The sequence below is a fragment of the Mycobacterium sp. NGS18 genome (genome assembly GCF_059813185.1).
The window spans coordinates 1-1445 of the sequence record NZ_JCALEC010000032.1 but is presented as its reverse complement, the minus strand read 5'-3'; the positions used below and the strand labels follow the sequence as shown (position 1 = coordinate 1445).

The following is a 1445-nucleotide window of genomic DNA, read 5'->3' as shown; positions in this document are numbered from 1 at the left end:
GTTTGTTGCCCCCTGTGGGGGGTGGGTGTGTTGTCGCCTCACACTTGGTGGTGGGGTGTGGTGTTTGTTTTGTGGATAGTGGTTGCGAGCATCTAACGAGCAAGGCTTGTGGTCTTGTTTGTTTTGCAATTTTTGTTTCTTGGTTTTTGTGTTTGTAAGTGTTTAAGGGCGCATGGTGGATGCCTTGGCATCGAGAGCCGATGAAGGACGTGGGAGGCTGCGATATGCCTCGGGGAGCTGTCAACCGAGCGTGGATCCGAGGATGTCCGAATGGGGAAACCCGGCACGAGTGATGTCGTGTCACCCTCCGGTGAATGTATAGCCGGTGGGGAGGTAACGCGGGGAAGTGAAACATCTCAGTACCCGTAGGAGAAGAAAACAAAATGTGATTCCGTGAGTAGTGGCGAGCGAAAGCGGAGGATGGCTAAACCGTATGTATGTGATACCGGGTAGGGGTTGTGCATGCGGGGTTGTGGGAGTGTTGTGTCCGGCTCTACCTGGCTGGAGGGCAGTGAGAAAGTGTTGTGGTTAGCGGAAGTGGCCTGGGATGGTCTGCCGTAGACGGTGAGAGCCCGGTACGTGAAAATCCGACACCTGCCTTGCGATGATTTCCCAAGTAGCAGCGAGCCCGTGGAATTCGCTGTGAATCTGCCGGGACCACCCGGTAAGCCTGAATACTTCTCGATGACCGATAGCGGACGAGTACCGTGAGGGAATGGTGAAAAGTACCCCGGGAGGGGAGTGAAATAGTACCTGAAACCATGTGCCTACAATCCGTCAGAGCCCTCTCTTTGAGTGGGGTGATGGCGTGCCTTTTGAAGAATGAGCCTGCGAGTCACCGGCACGTCGCGAGGTTAACCCGGGTGGGGTAGCCGCAGCGAAAGCGAGTCTGAATAGGGCGTATCCGCACAACAGTGTGTGGTGTAGTGGCGTGTTGTGGACCCGAAGCGGAGTGATCTACCCATGGCCAGGGTGAAGCGCGGGTAAGACCGCGTGGAGGCCCGAACCCACTTAGGTTGAAGACTGAGGGGATGAGTTGTGGGTAGGGGTGAAAGGCCAATCAAACTCCGTGATAGCTGGTTCTCCCCGAAATGCATTTAGGTGCAGCGTTGCGTGTTTCTCACCGGAGGTAGAGCTACTGGATGGCCGATGGGCCCTACTAGGTTACTGACGTCAGCCAAACTCCGAATGCCGGTGAGTGTAAGCGTGGCAGTGAGACGGCGGGGGATAAGCTCCGTGCGTCGAGAGGGAAACAGCCCAGATCGCCGGCTAAGGCCCCCAAGCGTGTGCTAAGTGGAAAAGGATGTGCAGTCGCGAAGACAACCAGGAGGTTGGCTTAGAAGCAGCCACCCTTGAAAGAGTGCGTAATAGCTCACTGGTCAAGTGATTGTGCGCCGATAATGTAGCGGGGCTCAAGCACACCGCCGAAGCCGCGGCAATACGTA

1 rRNA gene is annotated in these 1445 nt (G+C 56.1%); it reads left to right on the top strand.

The features are described 5' to 3' along the window. Positions 1-152: 152 nt before the first annotated feature. Positions 153-1445 (top strand): 23S ribosomal RNA (locus AC5Y31_RS21780); the annotation flags it as partial.